Genomic DNA, 22,629 nt, shown 5'->3' on the forward strand with positions numbered 1-22,629 from the left:
TCAGGGTTTTTGCGCTGCTCGCCACTGAATCACCTCCAGCACTGTAGTGGTCAACTCATGCAAGTGAGTGCTCACATGCAACGCAAAAGGGTGTTTAGGTAGTGTGCAGTTTCCCACTAGAGCGTCGGTAACCGGTCCAACGCACAAATGCGGTCGATTTTCGGTGCGTCGACCATGGGGACCCGCGCGCCCGAGTCGACATTGAATATGTCTATGTAACAACCGCTCAGCGCGCCCGGGTTGTCGACAATTCCCCCTTTGATCACGTAGCGTGCGCCCGGCGTAAATTCGCTGACGAACGCTACGTTGCACGAGCGATTGGCGTTGGCCATGCCGCGCATTATCAGGTGCAGCGGTTTGCCGGCTTCAATTGGGAAAAAGCCTTCCGGCGTCGACACATTCTTATAAACGGAAACCAGTTGCCGTCCCTGCCCACCCTGCGCAGTCGCCACGGCTCTGCCGTATTTGCAGCTGATGGCTGGCGCCTCGTCCAGAGACAGGTGGTTTCGATGATTCTCCATCGACACCAATTCGCTGCGGATAAGTGCCTGAGGCGCCCCAGCAGGCACAAGGTATTTCGGCACTGGGGCGCAGCCTGCGAGCAGCAGAATTGAACACAGGTAAAGAGGTTTCATAATTTACTTATTGATGTGGGAACAGGTCGGCATCAGACACCTCCATCCGGCGAGCATTCTCGCCTAATTGAGTGTCCGGTTTCATTAGACGACTACAGTCAGGGCTAAGGCGGCGTAGGTGCGTCGGCCGGTATTTTCAAGCCGCATTCCGCTTCAACGTTGCCAGCAGTCTGCGAAACGCTTGCACACCTCAAAGCGCTGATCCAGATCGGCCATGCGTGCCTGATGTGCGCTCAGTGTTTCCTTCAGCAGTGTTTGCTGGGCTCGGTAGTAGTGCTCCAGCATTTCATTATTGGTCGACATCGCCTTGCTACGGTCGGCCGCTTCGCTGTCGGGCAGCAGTTCCTTGATCGCCGGGGTGTCGAGCAGGCCCAGACGGTTGGTGTAGTAGTCCTTGTACAACTGCAATGAACGGGCCTTGGTGCCCCTCATTTCATTGGAGAACTGCTCCAGGTTCTGCTGATATTCAGTCCAATAGGCATCGGGCAGGCTGAAGTCGAGGCGCTGTTTACGTTCCGCTACGGATCTGTCGAGCAGTGTTTTCTGGACCGAAGGGGAATCGTCGGCGTCGGGCTTCATTTTCGCGATGACACTCGCGTCGACGATCTGCGCGATCAGCGCTGCACGCTCCGCTGACTGCGGTTGTGCTTCGGTGGGCTTGGGGAATATAGGGTTGTGGCCGGCGCAGGCGGGCAGGCCTTTGTTGGTCAGCACGATCGGCGTGCGCACAGTCTTGCCATCGATCTGGCGCAGACGGCTAAGGGTGACCTGGCAAGTGCGACCTACTTTGCTGAAGTCCGCTTCGTACTCGCCGCCGCTCTGCGGGGTGAAGTTGAACCCCACGGTGCACACGCTGCCGGTGCTCAAGGTATTGGCTCGCGCGAATAGCTCATGGCCCGGTTGCAGCCGCACTTCCAAGTAGGCCTTGGCATCCTCGGGTGCAGCGGCACTCATGGCTGCCCGTCGCCGGGTATTGGCGCTGAACAGGTTATTGAGCAGCCCCGTGGTTTGGCCGCCGCAGTGTTCGGCATCGAACAAGTCGAGCGTCGAGCTGTCACTGCTGCTGATAAAGCGCAGCTTCGCCGCATCGGGGGCACTGGCGTCCGGGTAGGTGCCATTGAAACTGCACCCGCCAAGCACCAGCGCAGCAATGCTTACAGCGCCACGCACGCGCCATTGGGAAAAACAGAACATGTTGATAGATCGTCCTTGATGCACGAGTGGGCGAAAGGCCATCATGCTAAAGAAGGCAGTCGCCGCCGTCCAGCGCGCCTGTCGTCCCTGAATTTTCTGGGGATTTTCTTTGTCTCCCACCGAGGTAGCGGAATGTTTGGCTCGCGCAACATCTTTGCAATTGGCCTGATTGGATTACTGGCTGGTTGTTCGTCAATGCCAGCTGAAATGGCCTTGAATTCACCCGTATATAACGCGCAAAACGCGGGCCTAGTGGTCGGCGCGCTGCTGGAAGGCGGCCCCTACGGAACCTACCTTGAGTTTCGCGATATCAAGAGCGGCAAGACTTATGGCTGGGGACCCAAGGATGACTACTCGGCATGGCTACCTGCCGGTGACTATGAAGTGAGCCGCCTGGGTCACCGTCGCGGGGTCATGGGGGCTTACTCCAAACCGCTGCGTTTCGCCGTCACCCAAGGGCAGCTCAATTACCTTGGCGAGATGGTCTACGGCTGCTCGGCCGTCGCGCAACCGGCTGCGGTGTACGGCGTATTGAACTGCGGGGCCCTCGCGCTTGGCGAATGCACCGTCCCTAGCCCTAACGTGAACGTATGCGTGGTGGATCGCCAGGATCAAGCGATCAAGCATTTTTTGCAGCAACACCCCGAGCAAGCCCCTTTGCCCGTGCGTAACGCGGTCATGTCGGCAGCAGCCTCTGGATCGAGTGTCCGCCTTCCCTAGGTTTTGTACGAAAAGCCTTGGTGCTCGGTGATGCTGCGTTACTTTCGATACTCATGCGCATCGCTGCAAATAGGGCCCTGGCTATGGGCCCAAGGTTCAAAGGGGTGAGGGTAGTTGATGAGTACCGTGTCGCGGTTGAATGAGCTGCTTGTTGATCACTGCCTCTCATCATTAGAAACCTGTAGCCGCTGTCGAGCGCAGCGAGGCTGCGCACGAGGACGCAGTCCTCGCCAAACCTGCCGATGCTTTTCACCTGGCTGCATAGGGTTTTGTGTACATATCCGTTGCTGCGGTCACGGCAGCTTACGGTTTCGCTCTTACAGCGACTCACTTTGGAAAAGCCCCAAAGTAAGCAAAGGGCTCCTGCCCCCGCATCCGGCGCCTCGCCTAGGCTCGGCGTTCCCTCACTCCGGCATTGCTCCGGGGGCACGCCGCCACAGGCCATCCATGGCCTGGGGCGGCTAGCTCGGCATCCATGCCGAGCTGCCCCCTACGCAACGCCTGCGTTCGGCCTCCTGAAGGGGCAGGAAAATCAAAAGCCAGATCAAGAGCCAACGCAAAGCCAAGCGCGTTTTACGCGCTTGTTGAGTTCAATGGCGTTCAGGCCTCTTGCTCTGTTCGCCACTGAATCACCTCCAGCACCGCGCAACCCTCCCGTGTGAGCAGATGCACCCCTCGGGTGACTCGCGTCAGATCGCAGTCGGCAATGTCTTTCAGGTTAAGCGTGGACAGCGTGTCCATCAGATCCCGCACCACTGTGAAACGATGGGCCGCACTGCTGGCCAGATCGTTCAGAGAGGCTTGGGTGTCGAGGTAGAAAACGGCTTGGTTGGCGTCGTGGGTGTCGACGGGGGAGAAGCGGGAAATCGATTGATCGTCCATGGTCGTTACTCGTTGTAGAGCTTCCACCTTTTGCGGCCAAGCAAATGGAGGGTGGCAGCTGTGCGAGGGTTGGCCGACCGGCTACAACGACACCGGCACACCCGAAGGTGTCCCGCACACAGCCGCCATAACACAGAATCGCAGGCACAAAAAAAGCGTCTGCAATGGTGTTTTGGACGCTGATGCGTCGTTGTAATTCGACCGGCCAAGGTCGTTCGCGGATTTTGCCGCGAGGGCGAACTATAGGGGCGAGGCGTGAGAGGTGCAACCGTGTGTTGGTGGGGATGTTTGAGACAGTGTGTCATGACGATAGCAGTGGTCACGGCAGGTATGTGATGAGGTTCTAATCACCCTCATGTTTTAAACCTCTACATGCCGGAAGTAAGTAGCCACTGGCGGAAATCGGCCAAAAGCGGACTTAACGTGAGCCATTCTGTGCTAGCAATTTTGAGACTGAGAAGCTCTTTACCTCTTCAGATAGGTGCGCCTACGAACGCTTTCAGCTGCGGCCGGATCAGCAGGGAGAGGTGTAAGCAGTGGACGTCTTGATTCACAGGAAAGGGCAGGTATCGCGCTTCGGAGTCAGAATGGTGGTTCGACGTATCGCCCGAGTCACTCCCACCCGTAGCACTAAAAGATCCTGAGCGCAGATTTTTGGATCTTGCGGGGCTTTGGCAATGCGCTGGAATAGGCCGTCGTAGATGATGACCTCGTCGAACTCCTTCCCTTTGGACTTATGTATCGTCATTAGGTGGATGCCGCGCCAGTCCTTTTGAGCTGCAGCGAAATGCTCCTGCATCAAGGCACTGCGGACTGCTTCCTCAGCCCCCTTGTACTCTCCCTGGGCACGCCACAGCGCACCCAAGTTAGCCCGCAGTACCGAGCCACGATGAAGAAGTCGAAGGTAGCGAGCATCTGTTGCTACTTGCTTCAAGGCTACCGCAGCGGACGATTGCAACAGGCCGCGCAGCTGCAACCAGTCCTCCGCAGGGTCGCCCGTTAATTGCAGTTGCTGTCGTAACTCTGCGATACGCTGAACTTCGCTGACAATCAGTTGGCGTTTGGCACCGCGGATCTTTCCCGAGGAGAGGAATCCGCTAAGAGCACCTGCCAGGTCCAGCTCGGACTGAGGGGTAGGCTTGCCTCCGCGGCGTCCACGAATGTGCGAGTGAAGTGCACCAAGCATGCGGCTCGCCACATCGCCAGCCGTCCCCCCCTCCAGTAACGTGGCGATAACGCCAGCGGCGAGAGCCGGCGGTTCAGCATCCATTGCAACGTCGTGATGTAGCTCTGGCAGACCATCAGCTGCAGAAGAAAGGTAATCAGAAAGCTCGAGCATCAGCCGCTTGGATGGCACCAGGATCGCGATCGATTTGTCCGGTATTGCCTTGAGGCGATCCAACGCCGAGAGCACTGCGGCCTTGGCATTGAAGTGCAGGCTCTTTCCATACATGAAGCCGTAACGCGTGATTTTTACCTGCTGATAGACCTTGCCCTTGTTTGCGCCAGTGAGCAGGTCATTCCCATAGGTCGTGATATCGGTACCGCTGCTGCGGTGGTTTTCACCTGCGAAATCGAAGTGGACGGCGCCGAAGATCTCCAGAAAGTCGCCAACCCGCCTAGGATCAGCGCCTCGAAACTCATAGATCCGCTGTTCAGGGTCGGCCAGAGCAATGAGGCGACTACGCTTTCCAAGCTGCTGGATCAGCGCCCATTCATCACAGTTTGTGTCCTGAAACTCGTCGAGGATGATAATGGGATAGGCGTCGGAGAAGATGGCGCTTAGCCGGTCACTACGGCTCAGCAGTTCGCTGACCAAGCTTGCGAACAAGTCGAAATGCAGGCGGCCCTCGTGCTCGAATAGGCGTCGCTTCTCATTTTCGTGCTGGGCCTTATCGATATCTGCCAAATGCGCTGCTGCCTCGGGTGGTGGCAGAAGCTGCAAGCTCGGCCTGCCATTCAACAGATAGGCGTGGCTTCGGAGAATGCTCCAAGCAAAACCGTGGTACGTGCTGACCTCAAGTTGCTTCAGGTCCTCGCGAGAAATCAGCTCAGAAGCCTTTTCGATGATGCGCGCTACGGTAGGCCTGGCGAAGCTCAAGAAGAGGATCTTCTGGCCTGGCTTGAGTACCCCTGAGCGAATCTCATCACGAGCTTTGACCAGCGCGACGTGTGTTTTGCCTGCACCAGGACCACCTAGCGCCAAGGTGTGCCCAGCGCACGCCAGGAAGCCGCGCTTCTGATCGCTCCACACTTCCGTCATGCCAGAGGCTGGGGCGGGGACGGTTGGAACTTCCCATAGGCTGCTGCCAATGGCGGTGGCTTGGCTGCAGCCTCTGGGAGAGGGGGCACGCCGGCTAGCTGGGGAGGTAATGGAGGCGGCTGAGGTGGCTCAATGACGTTCTTGATGGCTGCCAGCGTGGTTCTCACGTATTCGGGCATGTCATTGGCGGTTGGACAGGAGGCGAGCAAGTCGCCGGCGTCGCCACCGCCTTTGGCCCAGCCAAAATAGTGCGACAGAGCTACCTGCAGATTGGCCAGCGGTGTTGCGGGTGTTGGTGTGTATGCCGCGAGATGCTGCGGCCAATCACCGCCAACAACCACAACAGCAGCATAGCTGCGGAGTGCCACCTCAGACGCGCCATACAAGACAAGGTTTTCAAAGCCCTTAGTCGCAGACTCATAGGCATGATCGACCGAGGCAGTGATGGTTGCGAGCGCCTCCGGCGTTTGCTTGTCAAATACGGCGAACACGACCTTGCCGAGTGAGCGGAAGAATGCACCCAGTGGCGCGACATTGGTCTCGCCGCGGGCGTCGACGATAGCCACACCTAGGTTTTCGAGTGATTTGAATCGCGTGGGATCCAGCTCGGCGAGCCGGCGGGCAGCGGCAGGCAATGCGTCGAACTCCGTACGGCCCTCAAGTACAAGTACGTAGCGTGCCAGCAGGGCTTCGCAGAACCGTGCTTTGAATTCTGTGCGATAGGCCTTGGGCTTGACTGCTGGCGGATATGTAGCAGGCACCCCGGTCATAACACCGGCCGTGCGCTTGAGAACCACTACCTGGGCAGGCTCGAACTCCTCCAGCACGTAGGGTGAGTGGGAGGTGAAGATGGCCTGTGCCGACTTCTGGCGCAGCGAATTGATGATTCGTTTCTGGGTGTGCGGCGGAAGCGCGATCTCTGGCTCTTCCATCGCGAAGATCACGCTTTGCTTAAGTTCGGCGATGATCGAAAGCAGAGCCAATACCAGCGTGTTAATCGTGCCAGTGCCTTGGTGCTGATATGGGGCGGAATAGACTGAGCCGTCCGGCCTTTTCGCTCCAGTACCCATGAAGACAGTCAGGGTTCGACGGAGCATGTCGCGAGTGAGGTCCGAAACCCGCATGTGGGGTTGCTCTGCCCAGTCGGATGGTACGTAGTGCCGTACTGCATCTTGGACTGCGACAAGCAACTCGCCGATGTCCTCGGTCTCTCCAACTGGCAGTGCCCTCAGCTGGTCGAGCAAATCCTCCCACATAGTCAGTCGTGTTTCCTTCAGCCGAAGGATCACGTCCAACAAAGAGCCCCGTTCCAGGCTGAGTGCGCGAGCTCCGGTCCGCAGCGTGCGCAGATAAAGAAAACCGCATTTTCGTTTGTCGGGCGCAGAGAACCGGGGGTAGGAGCCATCCGGCATTTCGGGAGTGGCGTAATAGGTATCCCCAGCGAAGTCGTCCTCATCTACGTCATACCAACCGTTGAAGAAGACTCGTATTGCCGCTCCGACATGGGGCGCATCTGTTCCCTCCGGGGGTGCCCCTACAAGCAATGACTTGGTCTGTGTATCCCACCACTCGATATGGTCCCGGAAATGCCGCAGTTGCTCATCAGAGAGTCCCGCGACAATAACCTCGACCTGGATCGGGACGACCTCGTTCTTGGCCGGGTCTACGTACGTACCGGCATAGAAATCGTGCTCATCAATTACAGGGCGACGACTCAGGCGCTCCGGGCCAAGTACCAAGTCCACCGCTTCCAGCAATGTGGACTTGCCGGCGTTATTGTCACCGATAAAAGCAGTGTGTCCATTGAGGTGGACCTCACCGTAGGCGATGCCTCTGAAGTTCCGGACGCGAACACGCACAAGATGCACTTCGACCCTCCTTGTCTAGCGGAAACCAATCTACTGATTCTAGTGCGTCATGGTAGGTGCGATTCGACTGTATCGCTACTTGAGGGCTCCTTCGGGCCGAGTCGCGTACCGCGCGCCCGCAGCCAAGGGCCGCTATTGGCCGATAGCTGTCTGTCACGAACATTAGTTCATGGTCGTTTACTGTCAACGGCGATCATTGCAGTACGCATTGTTTTTGGTTGGTCGATTTACCCTTGTGTTCATAGACGAGGGATTAGAGGCCGCTCCAGATGTTGCGGTGGAGCACTTTCTTCTTGTGTTGATAGATGTCGTGGCTGCGGAAGGGCGTGGAGAGCCGGATAGATATTTACCCTTGAGATCGCTGCGCCCGCTTCGCGGTCGTTCGCAGCCTTCGGCAGCGGCTACAAGGAACGCGAACGGCAAGGAAACAGGCCGGCCGGTAGGCCGCCGTCTGCTTTTGCTCTTGCTTTGGTTTTTGATCTGCCTGCCCCCTTAAACACGATGGCCGAACGCAGGCATTGATCCGTGGGTAACCCGGCAGGACGCCGGGTTAGCCGCACTGGGCCATGGATGGCCCATTGCGGCGGCCCACGGATCAATGCCGGAGTGAGGGCATGCCGAGCCTAGGCGAGGCACCGAGTGGAGGGGCAGGAGCCTTTGGTTACTTTGGGCTTTTCAAAGTGACTCGCTGTAAGAGCGAAACCGCCAGTGGCAGTACCCGCAGCAACGGATATGCCCACCCATCTCAATGCACAATCTGCGCAAGAAACGCCTTAGCCCTCTCACTCTTCGGCGCCCCAAAAAACGCCTCCGGCGGCGCATCTTCCACAATCCGCCCCCCATCCAAAAACAACACCCGCTCCGCCACCTGCCGCGCAAACCCCATTTCATGGGTCACGCACAACATCGTCATCCCACTCCCGGCGAGCTTCACCATCACATCCAACACCTCACTCACCATCTCCGGGTCCAGCGCCGAAGTCGGTTCATCAAACAACATAATCTTCGGCTCCATGCACAACGCCCGTGCAATCGCCACGCGCTGTTGCTGCCCACCTGAAAGCTGGCTCGGGTATTTATCCGCCTGATTCTCAATCCCCACCTTGGCCAGAAAACCCCGCGCCAGTTCTTCAGCCTTTTTCCGCGATAACCCGCGCACGGTCATCGGTGCCAGTGTGCAGTTGTCCAGCACGCTCATGTGCGGAAACAGGTTGAAGTGCTGGAACACCATGCCCACCTGGCTGCGCACTTGCGCTGCTTCGCGGGTGTTTTGCGAGAGGTCGGTGCGGTCCACCAGAATGCGGCCTTTTTCGGCAATCTCCAGGCGGTTGATGCAGCGAATCAATGTGGATTTGCCGGAGCCCGAAGGCCCGCAGAGGACGATGCGTTCGCCCTGGCGCACTTTGAGGTCGATGTCGTGCAGTACATGGAAAGCACCGTAGAACTTGTTCACCCCGGCAATATCGATCACCACTTCGCGTGGGTCGGCAGCGGGGCGGGCAGGCGCTTCGGATGCGGCGGGAAGCGGGGCGGTCTGGGTCAGCATGGCGGTTCTCCGTCGGTCAGTTGAAGCGCTCGGCGCGGTAGGGGGTGGGGTCGGTGAAGGGCGTTTCGCCGGTGACCATCTGCGCCAGCAGTTGGCCGCTCACCGGGCCCAGGGTCAGGCCGTGGTGGGCGTGGCCGAAGTTGAACCACAGGCCGGGGTGGCGCGGGGCCGGGCCGATCACGGGGCACATGTCCGGTAGGCACGGGCGGCGGCCCAGCCAGGGTTCGGCGTCGAGGCGTTCGCCCAGGGGGTAGAAGCTTCGGGCCAGGGCTTCGCAGCGGCGCAGTTGGATTTCGTTGATCGGGTCGTCGCGGTCGGCGAATTCGATGCCGGTGGTCAGGCGGATGCCGCCCACCATCGGCGCCAGGACGTAGCCGCCCACCGGGTCGAGGATCGGGTGCTGCAGGCGGGTGCCGGGCAGGGCGGCGTAGTGCATGTGGTAGCCGCGCTTGATCGCCAGGGGAATGCGGTAGCCCAGGGGTTCGAAAATGCCGCTGGCTTGCGGGCCCAGGGCCACCACCACTTCCTGGGCGGTGATCGGGCCGAGTTCGCTCTGCACCTGCCAGCCGCCTTCGACCTGGGTCAGGGTCAGGGCATCGCCGATGACGAATTGGCCGCCGCGTTGCTTGAACAGTTCGGCGTAGCCGCGGGTCAGGCCGCCGGGGTCGCTCACGGTCTTGGGGTCGAGCCAGTGCAGGCCGCCCACGATGTCGGGGTGCAGGCCGGGTTCCAGGGCCAAGAGTTCGGCGCGGTCCAGTACCCGGTAGTTGAGTTCGTAGTCCCGCAGGTCGGCGGCAGCGCGTTGGGCGAAGTCGAAGGCTTGCTGGTCGTTGAAGGCTTCGAGCCAGCCGCCGTCGGCGATCAGCTCCAGCATGTTGGCCGGGCGGGCCAGGGCCAGGTGTTCGGTGACGCAGCGTTCGATCAGCGGCAGCATGGCGCGGGTGGCGGCAGCCAGGCCCTTGGGCGAGGAGTGGCGCCAGTATTGCAGCAGCCAGGGGCCGGCCTTGGGCAGGTGGCGCAGGCTGTAGCGCACGTCCGATTGCTGGTTGAGGCCGTAGCGCACCAGCTTGGTCACTTCCCGGGGGAAGGCGTAGGGAATCACGCTGGCGCGTTCGATCAGCCCGGCGTTGCCGTGGCTGGTGCCGTTGCCCGGGGGCTGGCGGTCCAGCAGCACCACTTGGCGGCCGCGGGCCTGCAGGTGCAGGGCGCTGCTGACGCCGACGATTCCGGCGCCCAGAACGAGGGTTTGGCAATGCATGTTTCAGTCCTTATGACAGGGGCCGCGGGGCGGCCCGCTAAAGGGTTCAGTTCAGGTGCCGGCCCAGGCGGCCTTCCAGGTATTTGAGGCTGCGCCGTACCACTTCGACGATCAGCAGGTAGAGCACCGCGGCCCACAGGTAGATCTGGAAATCGAAGCTGCGGGAGAAGGCCAGTTTGGTCACCCCCATCAGGTCGTAGATGGTCACCAGGGAGGCAATGGCGCTGGCCTTGATCATCAAGATCAGCTCGTTGCCCAGAGGCCCGATGGCGATCAGCAGCGACTGCGGCAGGATCACTTTGCGAAACGCGGTCCAGCGCGACAGGCTCAGGGCCTTGCAGGCTTCGCGCTGGCCCTGGGCCACGGCCAGCAGGCTGCCGCGCAGGATCTCCGCCTGGTAGGCGGCGGTGTTCAGGGTGAAGGCCAGCAGGGTGCAGAACCACGCGTCGCGGAAGAACCACCACAGGCCCACGTCCTGCCAGAAGCCTTTGAACGAGCCCAGGCCGTAATACAGCATGAACAGCTGGGCCAGCAGCGGCGAGCCGCGGAAGAAGTACACGTAGGCCCCGGTGAAGCGCCGCAGGAACTGATTGCTGGACAGCCGCCCGAGGGCAATCAGCAGGCCGAGCACGGCGCCCAGGCTGAAGGAAATCGCCACCAGCTTGGCGGTCACCAGCAGGCCGTCGATAAAGCGCGGGCCGTAGCGTTCCAGCAGGTCCTGGTTGAGGAACAGGTTCAGCAGGTCATCCAGGCTCATGGTTGCAGGCTCCGTTGCGCACGGTTGAAGCGCCGTTCAAGAAAGCTGAACAGGTGCCCCGACAGCGCCGAGAAGAACAGGTAGCCAAAGCACGCCACGCTGTAGAACAGCATGGGTTCCTTGGTCACGCTGACCGCGAGGTTGGTCTGGCGCATCAGGTCCACCAGGGAAATGGTCGACACCAGGGAGGTGTCCTTGAGCAGCGACAGCCAGTTGTTGGAAAGCCCCGGCAGGGCGATGCGGGTCAGTTGTGGCAGCAGCACCCGGGTGAAGGTGGTGCGCCGCGACAGGCTCAGGGCGCTGGCGGCTTCGTACTGGCCCTTGGGCAGGGTCTTGAACGCGGCCAGCCAGATCTCGCTGGAGAAGGCGGCGAACACCAGGCTGAAGGCGATCATCGCGGCGACAAAGGTATTGATCGCCACTTCACCGGGGTAGCCCAGGGCGCCGAGGATCTTCTGCGCGGCGATCTGGCAGCCGTAGTAGATGATCAGCAGGGTCAACAGCTCCGGCAGGCCGCGAAACACCGTGGAAAAGGTCGTGGCCCAGGCCCGTGCCCAGCGGTTTTTCGAGCGCGCGGCCAGGGCTACCAGCAAGCCCAGGGGCAGGCCGATGGGCACGCAGGCCAGGGCCAGGGCGATGGTCACCAGGGCCCCGGCAAGCAGGGCCGAGCCCCAGCCGCCGCTGGCAAAGGACAGGAGTGACAGCTGTTCGAACATGCGCGAACCCTCTGGAAGATTGAACCGTGCAGGGCGCCGCCGCGCTCGGGGGAACGCGGGGGCAACGGCAGCGGCAAAGGCGGGCGGTCAGTAGATGTCGAAGGCGAAGTAGCGGCTGGAGATCTGCTTGTAGGTGCCGTCGGCGACGATCGCGTCCAGGGCCTTGTTCAGGCGCTCGCGCAGGGCGTTGTCTTCCTTGCGTACGGCGATCGAGGCGTCGGCGGTGGTGCCGTTGACGTCACCGATGATCTTGCAGCAGTCCTTGCCGGCGCTTTCGGCCCAGGCCAGCAGCGGGAATTTGTCGGCAATCACCCCGTCCACGCGCCCGGCGGCCAGGTCGCTGTTGGCTTCGTCCAGGGTCGGGTAGAACTTCACGTCGGCGCCGGCCGGGCCGTAGTGGTCCTCGGCATAGATGGCCTGGGTCGAGGAGGCCTGGGCGCCCACGGTGCGGCCCTTGAAGTTGGTCTGGGCGTCGGTGATGTCCGAGTCCTTGGCCACGGCTACCGACAGCGGGGTGCGGTAGTAGTGGTTGCTGAAGGCGATCTTTTTCTTGCGCTCGTCGGTGGCGATCATCGAGGCCACCACCGCGTCGTATTTCTTCGCCAGCAGCGCCGGGATGATGCCTTCCCAGTCCTGGGCGACGATCTGGCATTCGACCTGCATCTGCTTGCACAGGGCGTTGGCGATGTCCACGTCGAAGCCGTGCAGCTGGTTGTTGGAGTCCACGTAGTTGAAGGGCGGGTAGGCGCCTTCGGTGGCGATCTTCAGGGTTTCGGCCTGGGCCGCGGAGGCGGCGAAGACTAGGGCGCAGGCACTGGCGAAGCGGACGACGTTGTTCATGGAGCACCTCGGTTATTTATTGTTTTGCGCGGGTGGACGATGTGTAGCCAACAAATTCGTTATGCAGGGCGGCCGTGGCTTCCAGGCGTTTTTCCACCTCGGGGCCCAGGTGCTTGCACACCTCGTTGATCAAGAGGTGAACCAGCGACAGCATGGCCGCGGTGGATTCCCAGAACAGGTTGAACTCGGTGGGCACGCGGAACACCTCGTCGGCGTTCTGCTCGGCCCAGTCGCAGAAGGTGTCGGTGACCAGGGTCACCGGAATCCCCGCCTCGCGGGCCTTGTGGCACAGGGTCAGGGCGTGGCGCGAATAGCGCCGGGCCTCGAACACCACCAGGGCGCAGTCTTCGGCGGGGCTGAGCAGTACGTCGGCGAAATGCCCGGCAGAGCCGTCCACCAGGTGCACGCCGTCGCGCAGGTATTGCAGCAGGTGGGCCATGGAGGCGGCGATGCCGCGCTCGGTCTGGAACCCCGCCACGTACACCCGGCGCCGGCTGGCCAGGCGCTGGACCACGGTCTGCCAGGCCGGGGTCAGGCTGTATTCGTAGACCTTGACCAGCGCCGCCACTTCCAGCTCGAAGCTGCGCGGCAGGCCCTGGGCCGCCGGGTTGGGCTGCTGGCGAAATTCCTGCAGGCGGTCGCCCACCAGCCACGGGCCTTCGCCGAGGTCGTTCTTCAGGTCGTTTTTCAGATCCTTGAAATGGCTGTAGCCGATGGCGCGGCAGAACCGGCCGACGCTGGATTCGCTGACGCCGAGTTTTTCGGCGATGTCGGCGGCGGTCTGGAAGGGCAGCTCGTAGAGGTTGGCCAGCATGTAGCTGGCAATTGCCCGGCCCGACGCGGTGGCGCTGGACAAGCTGCTTTCAAGGCGTTGTTTGATGGGCTGGCTCATGGCCGCTCCTTGTTTTTATTGACCGCTGGAAACGGAAAATGAAGGTTTTCTGTCATGAAGTCAACATTTGACAGTTAACTGGCGTGACGCGATAGTCAGGCCCCTTCCAATAACAATTCCAATGGAGCTGCAATGACCGACGCGAACCACGCGACCGTGGCGCAGGCTGATGCCGAGTACCTCGACCTGCCGGCCTTGACCGACTTGCTGCAACGGATTTTTCTTCGCCACGGCACCTCTGCCGAGGTGGCCCGGGTGCTGGCCGACAACTGCGCCCGCGCCGAGCGCGATGGTTCCCACAGCCACGGGGTGTTCCGCATGCCCGGTTACCTGTCGTCCCTGGCCAGCGGTTGGGTCAACGGTCAGGCGGTGCCGCAAGTGGAGGATGTGGCCCCCGGCGTGGTGGCGGTGGACGCCGACGGCGGCTTTGCCCAGCCGGCCCTGGCGGCGGCCCGCGCGCTGCTGCTGAGCAAGGCCCGCAGTGCCGGGATCGCGGTGCTGGCGATTCGCAATTCCCATCACTTCGCGGCGTTGTGGCCGGATGTCGAGCCCTTCGCCGAAGAAGGCCTGGTGGCCCTGAGCCTGGTCAACAGCATGACCTGCGTGGTGCCCCATGGCGCCCAGCGCCCGCTGTTCGGCACCAACCCGATTGCCTTCGCCGCCCCCCGCGAGGGCGCCGAGCCCATCGTCTTCGACCTGGCCACCAGCGCCATCGCCCACGGCGATGTGCAGATCGCCAAGCGTCAGGGCCAGCAGCTGCCACCGGGCATGGGGGTGGACCGCGATGGCCAGCCCACTTGCGATCCGGCAGCGATTCTCGACGGCGGCGCCTTGCTGCCCTTTGGCGGGCACAAGGGCTCGGCGCTGTCGATGATGGTGGAGCTGCTGGCGGCGGCGCTGACTGGCGGCAACTTCTCCTTCGAGTTCGACTGGTCACAACACCCCGGGGCGCAAACGCCGTGGACCGGGCAACTGCTGATCGTCATCGATCCCAGCCACCTGGGCGGTGGGCATTTTGCCCAGCGCAGCGGCGAGCTGGTGCGGCAGATGCAGGCCGTGGGCCTGGAACGCATGCCCGGCGACCGGCGCTACCGCACCCGGGCCAAATCGCTGGAGCACGGCATTCCCCTGGCTACCGCCGAGCTGGCGCGGTTGCGCGCGCTCGCGGGCGACGATAAGACGGGCGACGACTGAACGGCCGACGACTTAAGGACTTCATCCCTTCGCACCCGGGGCCATGAGCCCTTGGTGTTACTCCAGGTAGTGGGCCCGGTAGCGGTCCGGTCGTGGATCGGATTTGCCGCTCCCTGCCAGCCCCTCCAAAGCACTGGCAATCTGCCTCCAAGGCAGCCTGTCAGTGCCCTGGGGCCCTTTCGATAATCGCCTCCGACATTTCGTCCCCCGTTTGCGGAGCGCGCCATGCATAACAATAAGAACTGCCAGTACCCTCTGATTCCGGCCCTGCTCGTCGGCCTGTCGACCCTTGGCCTGGGCACTGTCGCCGAAGCCGAGATCATGCTGTACGACAAGGACCAGACCACCTTTTCCACCGACGGCTACGTCAACGCCTTCTACGTCAACAGCGACGTCGACCGCGCCGGCGAGCAGTACGACCGCCGTCAGGCGCGGGTGAAGATGGGCTTTCTGCCCAACTACCTGGGCTTCAACATGGGCAAGCAGGTGGACGACCTCAAGCTCGGCGCCCGGGCCTCGTTCTGGGTGACCATCAACGACAGCGAAACCAATGGCACCGACACCGCCATCGACGTGCGCCAGTTCTACGGCACCGTGGCCAACCCGGAGTGGGGCGAGGTGCTGATCGGCAAGGACTTTGGCCTGTTCGCCCGTTCCAACATCCTGCTCGATGAAATGCTCGCCGGGTACGGCCAGGTCAGCGACAGCCTGGGGCTGGTGGACGGCGGCGGGGTGTCGTTCGGCAACATCGGCAGCGGTTACCCCTATCCCTTTCCGTCGTCGCAGATCACTTACCGCAGCCCGGTGATGGACGGCCTGCGGGTTGCGGTGGGCATCCTCGACCCGGTGGACACCAACGACAGCAGCGCCCTGGGCAAGGCCTACCAGAAGAACCCGCGTACCGAGAGCGAGATCACCTACCAGTTCGACCTGGGCGGGGCCAAGTTCTACAGCTGGCTCAACGGCAGCTACCAGACCTCCGACAACACCGACCCCAACGTGCAGTCCGTGACTTCCAAGGGCCTGGGTTATGGCCTGCAGGCGAAGATGGGCGGGTTGTCCCTGACCGGTTCCGGGTTCCAGGCCAAGGGCATCAACCCGTTCTTCACCAACAATGCCGGCGAGGCCACCCTGCGCAATGTCGACAGCAAGGGCTACCTGCTGCAGGGCTCGTACAAACTGGGCAAAAACCGCCTGGCGCTGTCCTACGGCAAGACAAAGGACGACGGCAACGGCGTGGTCGGCAGCGGCGCCGATTACCAGACCCGGGGCGTGGCGCTGTTCCACGACATCAACGACAACCTCAAGCTGGTGGCCGAGTACAACCAGTTCGAGATCGACGGCCACCAGACCAATGCGCAGAACGAAAACACCGACACCTTCGCCGTGGGTGCGGTACTGACCTGGTAACCCCAGCGCCGGCCCTGGCGTGCGCATCGCGCCCGGGCCGGCGCCCCCTCCATTCCCCATATCTCCCGCATGTCCCGTAGGAGCCGGCTTGCCGGCGAAGCGGCCCGCCAGCCTTGCACCAGCCCGGATGACGCCTGCGTTGGCAAGCCTGCACCTACGCCCATGGAACTGCCCACCCGCTACCCAAGTAGCATTCGTGCCCGGGGGCCGGCTTCGTACACTCATTGCTCAGACAACCCGCGCCGGAGGCGACGATGCAGCAAGCCCAGAGCGAGGGCGTGGTCAGTGCCATGTCCCAGGCCGTCGATCCGCAGCAGGTGGCCCAGGACCTGGCCAGCCAGTTGCTGCATCCGCACCTGGGCTTCGTGCTGTTTTTCTGCTCCGCCGAATACCCCCTGCACACCCTGGGCCCGGCCCTGCAGCAGAGCTTTGGCGGCATCCCCCTGGTGGGCTGCACCAGCGCCGGGGAAATCACCCCCCTGGGCTACGGGCGCAATTGCGTGACCGCCATCGGCTTCGATCACCGACACTTTTCCATCGCCGCCGAGCTGATCGACCAGATGGAGCACTTCAGCCTGATCGACGCCCAGCAGATGGTCGAACGCCTGGTGGGCCGCTGCCGCAGCAACACCCTGGCGCCGATCAAGGGCAACAGCTTCGCCCTGACCCTGCTGGACGGCCTGTCGAGCCGCGAAGAAATGGTCCTGGCCGCCCTCAGCGCAGCCCTGGGGGACATTCCCCATTTCGGCGGTTCGGCCGGCGATGACAACTACCTGACCCACACCCACGTGTATTACGGCGGCGAGTTCCACAGCGGCGCGGCGGTGGTGGTGCTGGTCAACACCTGGCTGGATTTCGAGGTGTTCACCACCCACCACATCCAGCCCCGGGAAGAAAAACTGGTGGTCACCGGCGCCGACAGCGCCTCGCGCCGGGTCTATGAACTGAACGCGGAACCGGCCGCCGAGGAGTACGCACGGCTGATCGGCGTGCCCCTGGCGCAGCTCGACCACCGGGTGTTCGCCGCCCACCCCTTGGCGGTGCGCATCAACCAGCACTACTACGTGCGCGCGGTGCAGCAGGTGCACCCGGACCTGAGCCTGAGTTTCTACTGCGCGGTGGAGAACGGCATCGTCCTCACCGCCATGACCCCCGGCCCCTTGCTGCCCAACCTGCAACAGCTGTTCGACGGCTTGCAGCAGCGCCTGGGCAGCCTGTTGCTGACCATCGGCTGCGACTGCTTTTTGCGCCGCCTGGAGCTGGAGGATCGCGGCAGCCTGGAGGAGATCGGGGCCTTTTTGCGGGATCAACGGGTGATGGGTTTCAACACCTACGGAGAACAGTTCAATGGCATGCACATCAACCAGACCTTCACCGGGGTCGCCATTGCCCGCAGTCGAACTCCGGCCCGCCGCTGAGCTGCAAGCGCAGCTCGACTGCCTGCAGCGCGAGAACCGCAAGCTGCGGCGGATCAACGCGGCGCTGATCGAACGGGTCGAATCCGGCATCACCCGCGGCAACGACCCTTATGCGGCGTTCCAGCATTCGGTGGTGCTGGCCGAGCAGGTGCGCGAACGCACCGACGCCCTGAACCAGGCCATGGCCGAGCTCAAGGCCGGCAACCATTTGCTCAGCGAAGCGCGGCTGCGGGCCGAGACGGCGCACCAGCACCTGATCGACGCCATCGAGAGCATCTCCGATGCCTTCGTGCTGTTCGACCAGGAGCAGCGCATCGTCCTGTTCAACAGCCGCTTCCGCGCCTTCTGGAGCCACAGTCGGGTACGGATCATGGCCGGCATGCGCCTCTCGGAAGTGCGCCGGCTGATGACCAGCACCGGGCTGTTCAGCGAGGAACCGCGCAGCGCTGGCGACGAACAACTGCTGTATCGCCTGCACAACGGCCGCTGGCTGCAGGTCAGCGAGCGGCCGACCCGGGAAGGCGGGCGGGTGATCCTGTTCACCGACATCACCGAGGTCAAGCACAGCGAAACCCTGCGCCGGGAACAGGCGGTGGCGCAGAAATCCCACCTGCTGCAACGGGCGGTGGACAACCTGTCCCAGGGCGTGGCCATGGTCAATGCCGAGGGCATCCTCGAACTGTGGAACCGGCGCTTCCTGGAACTCAGCGGGCTGGCCCCGGTGGCCGCGCACCGTTTGTTTGCCGAGGTGATCGGCGACAGCGAGCTGAGCCTGCTGACCCCCGCCAGCCGCGACGGCAATGGCCGGGTGATCCATGAATGCGAGCAGCGCCTGAGCGACGGCCGGGTCCTGGAGATCCGCACCCATCCGCTACCCACCGGCGGTTTCGTCAACACCTTCACCGACATCACCGAGCGCTACCAGCACGCCGAGGCCCTGAGCGAGAGCGAGCGCTGGATTCGCCTGATCACCGACCATGTGCCGGCGCTGATCGCCTACCTCAATGCCGACCTGGTGTATGAGTTCACCAACAAGGTCTACGAGGAATGGTACTGCTGGCCCCGCGGCGTGATGCTCGGCCAGAGCCTGCGCGAGGTGCACAGCGAACAGCACTACCAGCGCCTGGAAAGCTATGTGGAACGGGCCCTGGCCGGGGAGAGCGTGACCTTCGAATTCGCCGAAACCAACATCAACAACCAGGAACGCTACATGCTGCGCTCCTACGTGCCCAACCGCCTGGCCAATGGCGAAGTGGTGGGGATTTTCGTGCTGATCCGCGACATCACCGAACGCCGGCGCACCGCCGAGGCGCTGCATCAGGCCTACCAGAACCTGGAGCTGCGGGTACGCGAACGCACCGCCGAACTGACCACCCTCAACCAGCAACTGCTGCGCGAGATCGAAGAGCGCAGCCGGGTCGAATCGCGGCTGCGCGAGGCCAAGGCCGAGGCCGAACGGGCCAACCTGTCGAAGACCAAGTTCCTCGCCGCGGTCAGCCATGACCTGCTGCAACCCCTGAACGCCGCGCGGCTGTTCACCAGCGCCTTGCTGGAGCGTCGCGACCCCCAGGCCAGCAGCGCCCTGGTGCGCAATGTCAGCAACTCCCTGGAAGACGTGGAAAACCTGCTGGGCACCCTGGTGGACATCTCCAAGCTCGATGCCGGGGTGATCAAGGCCGATATCGCGCCTTTCGCCTTGAGCGAACTGTTGGAAAATCTCGCCGCCGAGTACGCCCAGGTGGCCCGCAGCGAAGGCCTGGAACTGCACTTCGTGGCCTGCTCGGCCCTGGTGCGCAGCGACATCCAGCTGCTGGCGCGGATCCTGCGCAACCTGCTGAGCAACGCCATCCGCTACACCCGCCAGGGCCGCGTGGTGCTCGGTTGCCGGCGCCAGGGGCACTGGCTGTCGATCGAAGTCTGGGACAGCGGCATGGGCATTGCCGCCGAACGCCTGGAAGAAATCTTCCAGGAATTCAAGCGCGGCGAAGAACAGCGCCCCGACCAGGATCGCGGCCTGGGCCTGGGGCTGGCCATCGTGGAAAAGATTGCCGGGATACTCGGCCACCGCATCGGCGTGCGCTCCTGGCCGGGGCGCGGTTCGGTGTTCAGCGTGCAAGTACCCATCAGCGCCAGCGCGCCCTTGCCGGCGCCGCGCCCGGAGCTGGGCGACGCCCTGCTGGAGCGTTTGCACGGCGCGCGGATCTGGGTGCTGGATAACGACGCGGCGATCTGCGCCGGCATGCGCACCTTGCTCGAAGGCTGGGGCTGCCAGGTGATCACCGCCTTGTCCGAAGAAGACCTGGCGCGCCAGGTCGACGACTACCGCGCCGACGCCGACCTGCTGATTGCCGACTACCACCTGGACCACCAGCAGAACGGCATCGACGCCGTGGCGCGGATCAACGCCCGCCGCGCCCTGGCGATCCCAGCGATGATGATCACCGCCAACTACAGCAACGACCTCAAACAGCAACTGCGGCAGCTGGGCCACACCCTGATGCACAAACCGGTGCGGCCGATGAAACTCAAGACCGCCATCAGCCACCTGCTGACGCCCCCCCTGTAGCCGCTGCCGCAGGCTGCGCCCGGCTCCGCAGGAGACGCCAACCCTGGCCACGCGGTCCACCAGAACAACCCGCGTGCCCCGATTCACCGCCACGGCTTTGGTTGCGATGAATGCGCGGGTCTTCAGAATCGCTGGAAGGGCCTTTGGCCCTTGTCGCAGCCTCGCCGAAGGCTCGGCAGCGGCTACAGGACTTGCAGGGCGCGCAAGGCTTCGTGTAGCCGCTGCCGCAGGCTGCGCCCGGCTCCGCAGGAGACGCCAACCCTGGCCACGCGGTCCACCAGAACAACCCGCGTGACCCGATTCACCGCTCCGGCGTTGGTCGCGATGAATGCGCCGGTCTTCAGAATCGCAGGAAGGGCCTTCGGCCCTTGTCGCAGCCTCGCCGAAGGCTCGGCAGCGGCTACAGGACCTGCAGGGCGCGCAAGGCTTCGTGTAGCCGCTGCCGCAGGCTGCGCCCGGCTCCGCAGGAGACGCCAACCCTGGCCACGCGGTCCACCAGAACAACCCGCGTGACCCGATTCACCGCCACGGCGTTGGTTGCGATGGATGCGCCGGTCTTCAGAATCGCAGGAAGGGCCTTCGGCCCTTGTCGCAGCCTCGCCGAAGGCTCGGCAGCGGCTACAGGGGTTAGCGGCGCAGGTAGGCGCCGAAATCGATATCACCGGCGCTGAGGATCGCTTGCACCCGGTTGTGCACGTTGAGCTTGCGCAGGATCGCCGAGACGTGGGCCTTCACTGTGGTTTCGGCAATGTCCAGGGTGTAGGCGATCTGCTTATTGGATTCGCCCTTGGTCATGCGTTCCAGCACCAAAAGCTGTTTGCGGGTCAGGGCCTGGAGCAGTTCCGGGGGGAAGCTCGGGGTCTCGCTGTTGCGGCGCCCCGGCTGGCTTTTCTGGGTGCGGATGATGTCCGGCGGCAGGTACACGTTGCCGTTGAGGATCTGTTCGATGGCCTCGGTCATCTGCGAGCGCGCCGAGGATTTGGTGATGAAGCCGACGGCGCCGTAGGTGATGGCCTGGAGCACGATCTGCTTGTCCTGCTCGGCGGAGACGATCACCACCGGAATGGTCGGCGCTTCGTTGCGCAGGGTGATCAGGCCGTTGAGGCCGTGCATGCCGGGCATGTTCAGGTCCAGCAGGATCAGGTCGAGGTCGTCGTGCTCCTGGGTCAGGGCCAGGGCGCTGTCCAGGTCGGCGGTTTCCATCACCTCGCTGCCGGGAAATCCGTCGCTGATGACGTTGTGAATGGCTTCGCGAAACAGTGGGTGATCGTCGGCTATCAGAATTTTATACATGGCCTTTCACCTCGTTATTGTGATTGTGCGGGGGCGCGCTGGCGGCTTCAGGGAAAGGCTTCCGGCTGGGCCGCCACCACGGGCAAGCCGGCGGCCTCCCAAGCGTCCAGGCCGTCGCGATACCAGTAGAGGGAGGTATAGCCCAGGGCTGCGGCGCGTTTTACCGCGTTCCAGCTCAGCCAGCAATCGGCGCGGCAATAAAAGACCAGCGGTCGTTGCAGGTTGCCGGCGCTGAGCTGTTGCAGGTAGCGGCTGAAGTAGCCTTGCCACTCGGGGCTCAGCTCGCCGTCGCCGGTATTGGCCAGCCAATGGCTGCCGGGCAGGTTGGCGTGGGGCTCGCTGTCGATGAAGCGGCCTTGCAACCATTGCCGGCGATAGACGTCGATCAGCAGGGGTTTGGGTTGCGCCTGGAGCAGGGCCTGCAAACCCTGGGTGTCGATGATCTGCGCGACCTCGATCTGCGTGGGCGTCGGGCTGCGGTAGAGGCTGGTGCGATAGCCGTCGGCGGAAAACAGCGGCGTCTCGGCCTGGGCCATTCCCAGGGTCAGGCTCAGGGACAGCAGGGCCAGGGTCTGCAGGGCACGGGGCATAAGGGGTTGTCCTTCTTGTTATGGGCCCATTACATGCCAGCGCGGGGGCATTTGTGAATGCGACCATCGACAGCAAAAGCAGTACCAAAGTCGTAGGTCCTGGCTGGGTGACGCTCTTGTACTTGTCTGTCGCCGCTGCCGCAGGCTGCGAACGGCTTGGGCGGCATTCCGACGGAGGAGACGCTAGACCTGTCGACGCGGTCCAGCAGGACAGTCCACCGGGTTCTCTTCACAGCTATGTGCCGGTCTTTGCATCGCTGGAAGGGCCTTCGGCCCTTGTCGCAGCCTCGCCGTAAGCTCGGCAGCGGCTACAGGCGTTGCAGAGATTGCGGAGATCGCAGGGCTTCGTGTAGCCGCTGCCGCAGGCTGCGAACGGCTCCGGAGGAGACGCCAGACCTGCCGACGCGGTCCAGCAGGACAGTCCACCGGGTTCTCTTCACAGCCATGTGCCGGTCTTTGCATCGCTGGAAGGGCCTTCGGCCCTTGTCGCAGCCTCGCCCAAGGCTCGGCAGCGGCTACAGGCGTTGCAGGGATTGCAGGGCTTCGTGTAGCCGCTGCCGCAGGCTGCGAACGGCTCCGGAGGAGAC

At 62.8% G+C, this 22,629-nt stretch carries 18 protein-coding genes; 5 read left to right on the plus strand and 13 right to left on the minus strand.

What is annotated here, in order from left to right:
* Positions 1-116 precede the first annotated feature (116 nt).
* Positions 117-635 carry a hypothetical protein gene (locus DWF74_RS26795; RefSeq protein ID WP_162884128.1) on the minus strand — a complete coding sequence of 173 codons (519 nt, stop codon included), beginning with the start codon at positions 633-635 and terminating at the stop codon, positions 117-119.
* A gap of 153 nt (positions 636-788) precedes the next feature.
* Complete coding sequence (locus tag DWF74_RS30730) at positions 789-1,829, minus strand: hypothetical protein (protein ID WP_240321966.1); 1,041 nt, start codon at positions 1,827-1,829, stop codon at positions 789-791.
* An 18-nt stretch (positions 1,830-1,847) separates the two neighbouring features.
* Between DWF74_RS30730 and DWF74_RS26805 the strand changes: the two genes are divergently transcribed.
* A complete protein-coding gene (locus DWF74_RS26805) occupies positions 1,848-2,549 on the plus strand; it encodes a hypothetical protein (protein ID WP_240321967.1) in 702 nt (233 codons plus the stop codon).
* A 600-nt stretch (positions 2,550-3,149) separates the two neighbouring features.
* Here DWF74_RS26805 and DWF74_RS26815 read toward each other — a convergent pair.
* From DWF74_RS26815 to DWF74_RS26860, 9 genes are all read right to left on the minus strand, one after another.
* Positions 3,150-3,431, minus strand: coding sequence for a hypothetical protein (locus DWF74_RS26815; protein WP_115582036.1), 282 nt, complete (start codon positions 3,429-3,431; stop codon positions 3,150-3,152).
* A gap of 550 nt (positions 3,432-3,981) precedes the next feature.
* On the minus strand, positions 3,982-5,694 hold the full coding sequence (locus DWF74_RS26820) for a UvrD-helicase domain-containing protein (RefSeq protein WP_115582037.1): 1,713 nt from the start codon (positions 5,692-5,694) through the stop codon (positions 3,982-3,984).
* Complete coding sequence (locus tag DWF74_RS26825; RefSeq protein WP_115582038.1) at positions 5,691-7,562, minus strand: ATP-dependent nuclease; 1,872 nt, start codon at positions 7,560-7,562, stop codon at positions 5,691-5,693. Before DWF74_RS26825 ends, DWF74_RS26820 begins: the two co-directional genes overlap by 4 nt.
* 745 nt (positions 7,563-8,307) lie before the next feature.
* On the minus strand, positions 8,308-9,108 hold the full coding sequence (locus DWF74_RS26835) for an amino acid ABC transporter ATP-binding protein (protein ID WP_115582039.1): 801 nt from the start codon (positions 9,106-9,108) through the stop codon (positions 8,308-8,310).
* A 16-nt stretch (positions 9,109-9,124) separates the two neighbouring features.
* Positions 9,125-10,366 carry an NAD(P)/FAD-dependent oxidoreductase gene (locus DWF74_RS26840; RefSeq protein WP_115582040.1) on the minus strand — a complete coding sequence of 414 codons (1,242 nt, stop codon included), beginning with the start codon at positions 10,364-10,366 and terminating at the stop codon, positions 9,125-9,127.
* A gap of 46 nt (positions 10,367-10,412) precedes the next feature.
* The gene (locus tag DWF74_RS26845) at positions 10,413-11,123 is read right to left on the minus strand and encodes an ABC transporter permease (RefSeq protein ID WP_041117194.1); all 711 of its coding nucleotides are present in this window, start codon (positions 11,121-11,123) and stop codon (positions 10,413-10,415) included.
* Positions 11,120-11,839 carry an ABC transporter permease gene (locus DWF74_RS26850; RefSeq protein ID WP_025130068.1) on the minus strand — a complete coding sequence of 240 codons (720 nt, stop codon included), beginning with the start codon at positions 11,837-11,839 and terminating at the stop codon, positions 11,120-11,122. The genes DWF74_RS26845 and DWF74_RS26850 overlap by 4 nt, the downstream gene beginning before the upstream one ends.
* Positions 11,840-11,926: 87 nt before the next feature.
* Positions 11,927-12,679: a transporter substrate-binding domain-containing protein gene (locus DWF74_RS26855; protein ID WP_060838505.1), complete on the minus strand. Its 753-nt coding sequence runs from the start codon at positions 12,677-12,679 to the stop codon at positions 11,927-11,929.
* A gap of 16 nt (positions 12,680-12,695) precedes the next feature.
* Complete coding sequence (locus tag DWF74_RS26860) at positions 12,696-13,571, minus strand: MurR/RpiR family transcriptional regulator (RefSeq protein ID WP_115582041.1); 876 nt, start codon at positions 13,569-13,571, stop codon at positions 12,696-12,698.
* Between the two features lie 132 nt (positions 13,572-13,703).
* Between DWF74_RS26860 and DWF74_RS26865 the strand changes: the two genes are divergently transcribed.
* The 4 genes from DWF74_RS26865 to nahK all read left to right on the plus strand — a co-directional run bounded on the left by DWF74_RS26865 (position 13,704) and on the right by nahK (position 20,159).
* Complete coding sequence (locus DWF74_RS26865; RefSeq protein WP_162884129.1) at positions 13,704-14,765, plus strand: Ldh family oxidoreductase; 1,062 nt, start codon at positions 13,704-13,706, stop codon at positions 14,763-14,765.
* 225 nt (positions 14,766-14,990) lie between these two features.
* Positions 14,991-16,175 (plus strand): porin, encoded by a 1,185-nt coding sequence (locus DWF74_RS26870; protein ID WP_115582042.1) that lies wholly within the window; start codon positions 14,991-14,993, stop codon positions 16,173-16,175.
* A gap of 254 nt (positions 16,176-16,429) precedes the next feature.
* The gene (nosP, locus tag DWF74_RS26875) at positions 16,430-17,593 is read left to right on the plus strand and encodes a nitric oxide-sensing protein NosP (RefSeq protein ID WP_115582043.1); all 1,164 of its coding nucleotides are present in this window, start codon (positions 16,430-16,432) and stop codon (positions 17,591-17,593) included.
* A complete protein-coding gene (nahK, locus tag DWF74_RS26880; RefSeq protein WP_115582044.1) occupies positions 17,523-20,159 on the plus strand; it encodes a hybrid sensor histidine kinase/response regulator NahK/ErcS' in 2,637 nt (878 codons plus the stop codon). The genes nosP and nahK overlap by 71 nt, the downstream gene beginning before the upstream one ends.
* Before the next feature lie 627 nt (positions 20,160-20,786).
* Here nahK and DWF74_RS26885 read toward each other — a convergent pair.
* Together DWF74_RS26885 and DWF74_RS26890 are read right to left on the minus strand one after the other, a co-directional pair.
* Entirely contained in the window at positions 20,787-21,452 is a 666-nt protein-coding gene (locus tag DWF74_RS26885) for a response regulator transcription factor (RefSeq protein WP_092316068.1), read from the minus strand.
* Positions 21,453-21,499: 47 nt separating this feature from the next.
* Complete coding sequence (locus DWF74_RS26890; RefSeq protein ID WP_060838511.1) at positions 21,500-22,042, minus strand: PQQ-dependent catabolism-associated CXXCW motif protein; 543 nt, start codon at positions 22,040-22,042, stop codon at positions 21,500-21,502.
* Positions 22,043-22,629 lie beyond the last annotated feature (587 nt).

The organism is Pseudomonas protegens (assembly GCF_003363755.1).
GTDB classification, from domain to species: Bacteria; Pseudomonadota; Gammaproteobacteria; order Pseudomonadales; family Pseudomonadaceae; genus Aquipseudomonas; species Aquipseudomonas danubii.